Annotated in this window: 9 protein-coding genes and 1 tRNA gene; 5 read left to right on the plus strand and 5 right to left on the minus strand. The window is 66.7% G+C overall.

The genetic code is table 11. The features are described from left to right. The first annotated feature begins 194 nt into the window (after window positions 1-194). Window positions 195-749 carry an SCO family protein gene (locus Tchar_RS10660; RefSeq protein WP_144329014.1) on the plus strand — a complete coding sequence of 185 codons (555 nt, stop codon included), beginning with the start codon at window positions 195-197 and terminating at the stop codon, window positions 747-749. A 142-nt stretch (window positions 750-891) separates the two neighbouring features. On the opposite strand, the gene Tchar_RS10665 is transcribed toward Tchar_RS10660, so the two are convergent. Next, window positions 892-1,923 (minus strand): CDP-6-deoxy-delta-3,4-glucoseen reductase, encoded by a 1,032-nt coding sequence (locus tag Tchar_RS10665; protein WP_144329004.1) that lies wholly within the window; start codon window positions 1,921-1,923, stop codon window positions 892-894. 126 nt (window positions 1,924-2,049) lie between these two features. Between Tchar_RS10665 and Tchar_RS10670 the strand changes: the two genes are divergently transcribed. After that, complete coding sequence (locus Tchar_RS10670; RefSeq protein WP_144329005.1) at window positions 2,050-2,979, plus strand: NAD-dependent epimerase/dehydratase family protein; 930 nt, start codon at window positions 2,050-2,052, stop codon at window positions 2,977-2,979. Between the two features lie 175 nt (window positions 2,980-3,154). Here the strand turns inward: Tchar_RS10670 and Tchar_RS10675 are convergent, their stop codons facing one another. Both Tchar_RS10675 and Tchar_RS10680 read right to left on the minus strand, forming a co-directional pair. After that, window positions 3,155-4,144 carry a calcium/sodium antiporter gene (locus Tchar_RS10675; RefSeq protein ID WP_144329006.1) on the minus strand — a complete coding sequence of 330 codons (990 nt, stop codon included), beginning with the start codon at window positions 4,142-4,144 and terminating at the stop codon, window positions 3,155-3,157. A gap of 245 nt (window positions 4,145-4,389) precedes the next feature. Then, window positions 4,390-4,476, minus strand: a tRNA-Leu gene (locus Tchar_RS10680). A gap of 260 nt (window positions 4,477-4,736) precedes the next feature. Here Tchar_RS10680 and cysM point away from each other — a divergent pair. Both cysM and Tchar_RS10690 read left to right on the plus strand, forming a co-directional pair. After that, window positions 4,737-5,693 (plus strand): cysteine synthase CysM, encoded by a 957-nt coding sequence (gene cysM / locus Tchar_RS10685; protein ID WP_144329015.1) that lies wholly within the window; start codon window positions 4,737-4,739, stop codon window positions 5,691-5,693. 265 nt (window positions 5,694-5,958) lie between these two features. Beyond that, window positions 5,959-6,186 (plus strand): sulfurtransferase TusA family protein, encoded by a 228-nt coding sequence (locus Tchar_RS10690; RefSeq protein WP_144329007.1) that lies wholly within the window; start codon window positions 5,959-5,961, stop codon window positions 6,184-6,186. A gap of 111 nt (window positions 6,187-6,297) precedes the next feature. On the opposite strand, the gene Tchar_RS10695 is transcribed toward Tchar_RS10690, so the two are convergent. Both Tchar_RS10695 and Tchar_RS10700 read right to left on the minus strand, forming a co-directional pair. Further along, window positions 6,298-6,417 (minus strand): helix-turn-helix domain-containing protein, encoded by a 120-nt coding sequence (locus Tchar_RS10695; RefSeq protein WP_144329016.1) that lies wholly within the window; start codon window positions 6,415-6,417, stop codon window positions 6,298-6,300. Between the two features lie 6 nt (window positions 6,418-6,423). Further along, window positions 6,424-6,996: a transposase gene (locus tag Tchar_RS10700; protein WP_144329008.1), complete on the minus strand. Its 573-nt coding sequence runs from the start codon at window positions 6,994-6,996 to the stop codon at window positions 6,424-6,426. Between Tchar_RS10700 and Tchar_RS10705 the strand changes: the two genes are divergently transcribed. Further along, a partial coding sequence (locus tag Tchar_RS10705; protein ID WP_144329009.1) for a transposase occupies window positions 6,995-7,323 on the plus strand: 329 nt, incomplete at its 3' end. The genes Tchar_RS10700 and Tchar_RS10705 overlap by 2 nt on opposite strands.

A 7,323-nucleotide genomic window follows, 5' to 3' on the forward strand; every position in this document is an offset into this window, starting at 1 on the left:
GGGGTGAGCCGGCGACGGGTTGGGGCGCTGGCCGTGGCGGGTGCGTCGATGCGTCAGCCGCCGGCGTCGCGACGCAGGCGAGCACGACAGCAGCCTGTGTACACCCGCGTGCCGGGCTGCTGCCGTCAAGCGCGGTGCTGTTCGCCGCGCGCCGTGCCGTCGTGCGATGCTTGGGGCTGGGGACGCTGGCCGGGATGGCGCTGCTGGTGGTCGGCTGCGGTGAACGCGCCGCCGCTTTTCACGGTATCGACATCACCGGCGCCGACTATGCTCAGGGGTTCGATTTGCCCGATCAAGATGGTCGGCGCCGCACGCTGGCCGATTTTCGCGGCAAGGTCGTGGTGGTATTTTTCGGCTATACCCAATGCCCGGACGTGTGTCCGACATCATTGACCGAACTGGCCGAGGCCAAGCGCTTGCTGGGCCCAGAGGGTGAGCGTCTGCAGGGCATTTTCATCAGCGTGGACCCGCAGCGCGACACGCCTGAAGTGATGCGCGCGTACATGGCCAGCTTCGACCCGAGTTTTTTGGCTCTGCGCGCCAGCCCCGAGGAGCTGCCCGCGCTGGCCAAAGCGTTCAAGATCTACTACAAAAAAGTGCCTGGCCCGACGCCGACCAGCTACACCATGGATCACTCCGCCGGCAGCTATGTCTACGACACCCAGGGCCGGGTGCGTTTGTATCACCGCTACGGCAGTGGCGCGCAAGCGTTGGCGGATGACGTGCGGCGTCTGCTGGCGCAAGGCTGAACGCGGCTGGCAATGCCCGTGTCCGGCGCGCCTCGCGACGGCGCCCGGTCGGGGGCCGCGCCATCCGAGCCAGCCGAGCGGCTGAATCGGGGCGCCGCGGTCACGGAGCGAGCGAGCTGGTGGGTTGGGTCGAAAACGATGGTCAGCCGGCTTTGTCCGCTTCGGAGGTGAAGGCGTCGGCGTAGAAGGCATCTTCAGGCAGGCCAGCCGCCTGGTAGTCACGGCGCGCCGAATCGACCACGATGGGGGCGCCACAGGCGTACACCTCGAAGCCGGACAGATCCGGGTGATCGGCCAGCACCGCTTGGTGCACGAACCCTGTGCGTCCGCTCCAACCGTCCTCGGGCAGCGCGTCCGAGACCACCGGCACGTAGGTCAGTTGGGGCATGGTGGCGGCCAGCTCGCGCACCCAGGCGTCTTGGTACAGATCGTGCGGTCGCCGGCCTCCCCAGTACAGCCACGTCGGCCGCGTGATGCCCTGGTGCTGCATGTGCTGCAAGATGGCCTTGATCGGCGCAAAGCCGGTGCCGGAGGCCAGCAGGATGATCGGCTTGTCCGAGCCCTCGCGCAAGTAAAAGCTGCCGAACGGCCCCTCGATGCGCAAAATCTCCCGCTCCTTCATCGTGCCGAATACGTGGTCGGTGAACTTGCCACCCGGCATGTGGCGGATATGCAGTTCCAGCGTCGGTACGTCGCCGCGCAGGTGCGGCGCATTAGCCATCGAGTAGGCGCGGCGCGCGCCGTCGCGCAACAAGAACTCCACGTACTGGCCGGCGTGGTATGGAAAGGTGTCGTTGGCCGGCAGTTGCAGGCGAACGATCATCACGTCCGGCGCCGCACGCTCCAGGGACAGCACCCGCACCGGCAGTTTTTTGATCGGAAACGCACCGGCGGCGCTGACTTGGCGCGACTCCAGCACGATGTCGCTGTGCGGTGTGGCGCAGCAGGTCAGAATCAGACCGGCGGCTTCTTCCTCGGCGCTGAGCGCCTTGCTCTGGTGCGGGCCGTGCGTGACGTGGCCGGCGAGCAGCCGGCATTTGCACGAACCGCAGGCCCCATCCTTGCAACCATAGGGCAGGCCAATGCCCTGCCGGATGGCGGCTGCCAGCAGCGTTTCATGCTCGGTGGCCGTGAACGTGCGGCCGCTGGGTTCGACGGTGACGGTAAATGGCATGGTCAGGGATCGGTTTTTTGAACTGGGGCGCGATCGGCACAAAGCCCAATTGTCGCAAAACGGCTGGGACGCAGTGAGCCGCGCTGCCCGCACCGGACCCTGATTCAGCTGCGCTAGAGTTGCGCCATGCGAACCAATTGGAGCGGAGCGTTGCCGGCGCGTTTTCGGCGGCCGCGCGTACTGATCGTGGGTTGTGGGGATGTGGGGCTGCGCGTGGCGGCGCTGTGGCGCGGGCGGCCGTTGACGGTGCGTGCAATGACCTCGCAAGCGCAACGCGTGCCGCAGCTGCGCGCGGCCGGGGTGACGCCGCTGGTGGGTGACCTGGATGTGCCGGCCACGCTGGCGCGCTTGGCCGGTCTGGCTACCCGCGTTCTCCATCTGGCGCCGCCGCGCAGCGACGGTGTGGGGCGTGATGTGTGGTGCGATACGCGCTCGCGCGCCTTGGCGCTGGCGTTGGCACGGCACGGGGCGCCGCAGGCGCTGGTCTATGCATCCACCAGTGGCGTCTATGGCGACTGCGCCGGCGCCAAAGTACCCGAGACGCGCCCCGCAGCGCCCGCCACGGCGCGTGCCTGGCGTCGGCTGGACGCCGAGCGGCGATGGCGCTGGTTTGGTCGCGCCACCGGCGCTCGGGTGACGCTGCTACGCATCCCTGGCATCTACGCGCCCGATCGCCCCGGTGGCCCCGTGGAGCGGTTGCGGCGGGGCACCCCGGTGCTGCGCGGGGAAAATGACGTCTACACCAACCACATTCATGCCGACGACTTGGCGCGCGCCTGCGTGGCGGCGCTGTGGCGCGGACTCCCCCAGCGCGTGGTTCATGTATGCGACGACACCGAGTGGCGCATGGGCGACTATTTCGATTGGGTGGCCGATCTGCACGGACTGCCTCGGCCACCGCGTGTGGCGCGCGCCGACGCGCAGCGGCAGCTGCCGCCGATGCTGTTGTCGTTCATGAGTGAGTCGCGCCGGCTGGACAACACGCGCCTGAAGCGCGAGCTGCGTCTGCGTCTGCGCTACCCGGATGTGCGGGCGGGCTGGACGCGTGCCGGCTGAGCGTGTCGTCCCGCCTGCCCGGCGGCGTGATCAGGCGCCCCAACCCGGCCGGTGAGCCAGGGGATGGGGACTGTGGTGTCGCCGCCAGGGCGGGGCGCTCGGACCGCTGCCTCCCTGGCGACGAGGACGGAGCGTTGCCGCGGACAGATCGGCGGGACGCCGCGCCCGGCTTGGTTCACCTTGGCACCGCCAACGTGTCGCGCGCCAGCCACAACGTATAGCCCACATACGCCAGCACCAACGCCGCACCCTCGAGGCGGTTGACGCGTCCTGGGCGCCCTCTCCAGCCCAAACCCAATACCAGCAAGACGGCGGTCATGGCGGCCATCACCGGCAGGTCGCGCTGCATCAGGGCGGCTTCGGTGTCGATGGGCGCGATGCTGCCGGCCAGGCCCACCACCGCCAGCGTGTTGAACAGATTCGAACCCAGCACATTGCCCAGCGCCAAATCGTGCTCGTTTTTGCGCGCTGCGGCGATGCAAGAGGCCAATTCGGGCAGCGACGTGCCCACCGCGACGATGGTCAGGCCGATGATCAAGTCGCTCACCCCCGCGGCTTGGGCTATCGTCACGGCTCCCCACACCAGCAGCCGCGAGCTGCCGATTAGTAAAACCAAGCCCGCACCGACCCAGGCCCACGCCCGCCCTATGGGCATCGGATGGGCGGTCAACTCGGCTTCGGTCTCCGCGCCGAGCGGGTCGGCGCCATCGCGCATGCCCTGCCGGATCGACCACACCACCAGCAGGCCAAAGACACCCAGCATCAGCAGCGCCTCGCTACGCGCCAGCTGCAGATCCCACAGCAGGCCCACGGCCAAGGCCGTCACCGCCAGCAAGATCGGCAGCTCTTGCCGCAACACCTGCGACTGCACCGTGATCGGATTCAGCAGCGCCGTCAAGCCCAGAATGAGCCCGATATTGGCGGTGTTAGAGCCAAACGCATTGCCCAGCGCGATGCCAGGCGCCCCTTCCAGCGCCGACAACGTCGACACCGCCAGCTCGGGCGCCGACGTCCCAAAGCCGATGATGACCGCGCCAATCAGCAGTGGCGGCAGCTGGTAGTGCCGTGCCAGGGCAGCGGCGGCACCCACAAAGCGGTCTGCTGACCACACCAAAATAGCCAGACCGATGACGATGGCACCCAAGGGCAACAACCAAAATTCCATGGCGGCGATGACGGCAGCGGGCGCGATGAAGGGAATGCCTGGAAGGTGGGAAGTGGTGGGTGCAGCCCCTTGGGCTGCCACGGCGATGACCTTGTGCCAACGTGGCCTCGCAGGCAGCAGCAATGCGCCCAGCGCTCTCACGGCTATCGGGGTCAAGCGAGATGGCGCGTTGCTGGCCCGCGATCAGCGCAAACAAGCAGCGCCGCCGCGTGCACGAGGTGGGTCGGATGTGCACCTCCCTGTGGTGGTGCCGGAGGCCGGACTCGAACCGGCACGGTGTCGCCACCGGCAGATTTTGAATCTGCTGCGTCTACCTATTTCGCCACTCCGGCGTGCATGCACCGAATTATGGCACAGGCGCGCAGGCCCACCGAAGTGGCGGCGGGGCGCGCTCGTGGCATCATCCTGACCCGAACACGCCGCCGTGTGCCGGCTGAGTGCCGGCGTTGCCTCGCTGCACGCCGTCGGCTCGGCACGATCAGCCTCGTGTGTGCCGTTCGGCCAGGGCCGATGCTGCGGCGCTGCGCGGGGCGGCGTCGACTTGACGCCGCGGTTGGCCGCGATGCTTTTTCACGCCTAGGTTTGTCTGATGATGACCCCACCTTCTGTCCCTGACCCGCGCGCCACCACGCGGCGGCGCCCCTCGCGTCGTTACCCCACCATCGAAGACGCCATTGGCCAGACGCCGCTGGTGGCACTGCAGCGCATTGGCGAGCCGGACAACCGCCAGCGCGGCACGGTCGTGCTGGGCAAGCTCGAAGGCAACAACCCCGCTGGTTCGGTGAAAGACCGTCCGGCGCTATCGATGATCCGGCGAGCCGAGGAGCGTGGCGAAATTCGCCCCGGCGACACACTGATCGAGGCCACCAGCGGCAACACCGGTATCGCGCTGGCGATGGCGGCAGCCATCAAGGGCTATCGGATGGTGCTGATCATGCCCGAGGACCTCTCGATCGAGCGCGCCCAAACGATGAAAGCCTTTGGCGCCGAGCTGATTCTGACGCCGAAGAGCGGGGGCATGGAATATGCGCGCGATCTGGCCGAAAAAATGCAGCGCGAAGGCAAGGGCAAGGTGCTGGATCAGTTTGCCAACCCCGACAACCCCCGCATCCACTACGAGACCACCGGCCCGGAAATCTGGCGTCAGACCGGCGGGTGCATCACGCATTTCGTCAGCGCCATGGGCACCACCGGCACCATCACCGGCGTTGGCCGCTATCTGAAAGAGCGCAACCCGGCCATTCGCATCATCGGTGCCCAGCCCAGCGAAGGTTCGCGCATTCCCGGCATCCGTAAATGGCCGCCGCAGTATCTGCCCAAGATCTACGACCCCACCCACGTCGATGAGCTGGTCTACGTGAGTCAGAGCGACGCCGAGGACATGTGCCGGCGTCTGGCGCGCGAGGAGGGGATCTTCGCCGGGATTTCGGCGGCGGGCGCATGCTGGGTGGCGCAGCAAATCGCCGCGCGGGAGGTCAATGCCACCATCGTCTTCATCGTGTGCGACCGTGGCGACCGCTATCTGTCCACCGGCGTCTTTCCGGCCTGATGGCCGCCCGTGGGACCAGCGGCGTGGCGCCGCGCGCTTGGGGTGGCCTTGGCGCCCCGCACGTGCCGGGGGTGCCGGCCACCCTCGATGCTCAGGCGTGCCGGCTGTGGCGTGGGTCAACCGACCAGGCAGTCGCCGCTCGGCACCCAAGGCGCCGAAGCACGCCCGCGCAGTCGCGGGTAATCCCCAGTCGGGTGAGGGGGCGTGTCGGACCCGCTGCATCTCATGGCACCGTACAATACGGGCCCAGTGAGGTTACCTGTCCATGAACATCGATCGTGAAGTGGATGCGCGCGGCCTGAACTGTCCGCTGCCCATTTTGAAGGCCAAAAAAGCCTTGGCCGAGATGAGCAGCGGCCAGATTTTGAAAGTGATCGCCACCGACGCCGGCTCCATGCGCGACTTTCAGGCGTTCGCCAAGCAAACGGGCAATGAGCTGATTCATCAGGAGACCGCCGGTTCGGAATACATATCGGTGCTGCGGCGCCGGTGAAGCCGCCGCGGAAGCGCTTGGTCAGCCAGCGGTGGTGGGCCCTGCACGCGTAGGGTAAACCTCGGACCTACGTATCGGTTCATCGGTCGGGACAGCGCGCGCACCAAGGGCTCAGCTCTGCAGTCCCAGACGCTTCATCTTCTCCCACAAGGTCTTGCGACTGATACCCAGCAGTGCCGCCGTGCGCCCGACACTGCCGTCGCAATGGCGCAGTGCTTTTTGAACCCAGATTGTCCATTAGCCGGTATGCAGCGCCGGGGTGACGGGAGGTGCGGATGCGTTGGCCCAGAGTCCTGTGAACCACGCCCGTTTTCGGCGGGGCACGGACAGCATCAGCCTGTTTTGGCTGGCATCGGGGTGCCAAGACCCGCCGATGGCCAGCACCAGGCCATGCAAGGTCGAGAGGGTATGCTGGACTCGGGAACGCAAGACGGCTTGGCGAAACAGACTCATCAGGTTGTAGGCGAGCATGGCAAAGCCCAAGGCGGCTTCCGTGGCCCAGAAGTCGCGCATGTTGAAGGCGTCCAAGCCGAAATCCGCCTTCAGTTCCTTGATCCGATTTTCACAGTCCGCCCGCCCACGGTAAGTGCGCCAGACCTCGACCATCGGCAGGTCGACACTGGTCACGAAGGCGCCGTAGCGCCAGCCCTGAATGTCCGGGTCATCGGCAAACAGCGACAGCGTCTTGCCCGGCGCCGTTTTGCGCTTGACCGATTGGCGCACCACGATCAGGCGTCGCTCGCTGGCCCAGGCTAGGGAAGGTCTGCAAAACCTCCCCACCTGACTGCCGGGATGGGACAATAGCGACATGAAGCAGATGAGGCTTCAGGCGCCGATGTATACGGGCTTTGAGCTGCGCACCAAGCGCACCCGCAAGCGTGAGTTTTTGGAGCAGATGGAGCGTGTGGTGCCCTGGAAAGAGCTGGTTGCGCTCATCGAGCCGTATGCGCCCAAGGCAGGCCCCAAGGGTGGTCGTCCACCCTTTGCGGTCGAGAAGCTTTTGAGGATTTACTTTCTGCAGCAGTGGTTTGGGCTGTCGGATCCGGCGGTGGAGGAAGCCCTGTATGACACGCCGCTGCTGGCCCGGTTTGTTGGGTTGGACCTGGGGGTGGATGTGGTGCCGGATGAGAGCACCAT

Source organism: Tepidimonas charontis (assembly GCF_007556685.1).
Lineage (GTDB): Bacteria > Pseudomonadota > Gammaproteobacteria > Burkholderiales > Burkholderiaceae_C > Tepidimonas > Tepidimonas charontis.

Bases quoted from the DNA above. Each gene is read 5' to 3' on its own strand.
- Tchar_RS10660 (WP_144329014.1), top strand. From the start codon at position 195: ATGGCGCTGCTGGTGGTCGGCTGCGGTGAACGCGCCGCCGCTTTTCAC.
- Tchar_RS10665 (WP_144329004.1), bottom strand. From the start codon at position 1,923: ATGCCATTTACCGTCACCGTCGAACCCAGCGGCCGCACGTTCACGGCC.
- Tchar_RS10670 (WP_144329005.1), top strand. From the start codon at position 2,050: ATGCGAACCAATTGGAGCGGAGCGTTGCCGGCGCGTTTTCGGCGGCCG.
- Tchar_RS10675 (WP_144329006.1), bottom strand. From the start codon at position 4,144: ATGGAATTTTGGTTGTTGCCCTTGGGTGCCATCGTCATCGGTCTGGCT.
- cysM (WP_144329015.1), top strand. From the start codon at position 4,737: ATGACCCCACCTTCTGTCCCTGACCCGCGCGCCACCACGCGGCGGCGC.
- Tchar_RS10690 (WP_144329007.1), top strand. From the start codon at position 5,959: ATGAACATCGATCGTGAAGTGGATGCGCGCGGCCTGAACTGTCCGCTG.
- Tchar_RS10700 (WP_144329008.1), bottom strand. From the start codon at position 6,996: ATGTCGCTATTGTCCCATCCCGGCAGTCAGGTGGGGAGGTTTTGCAGA.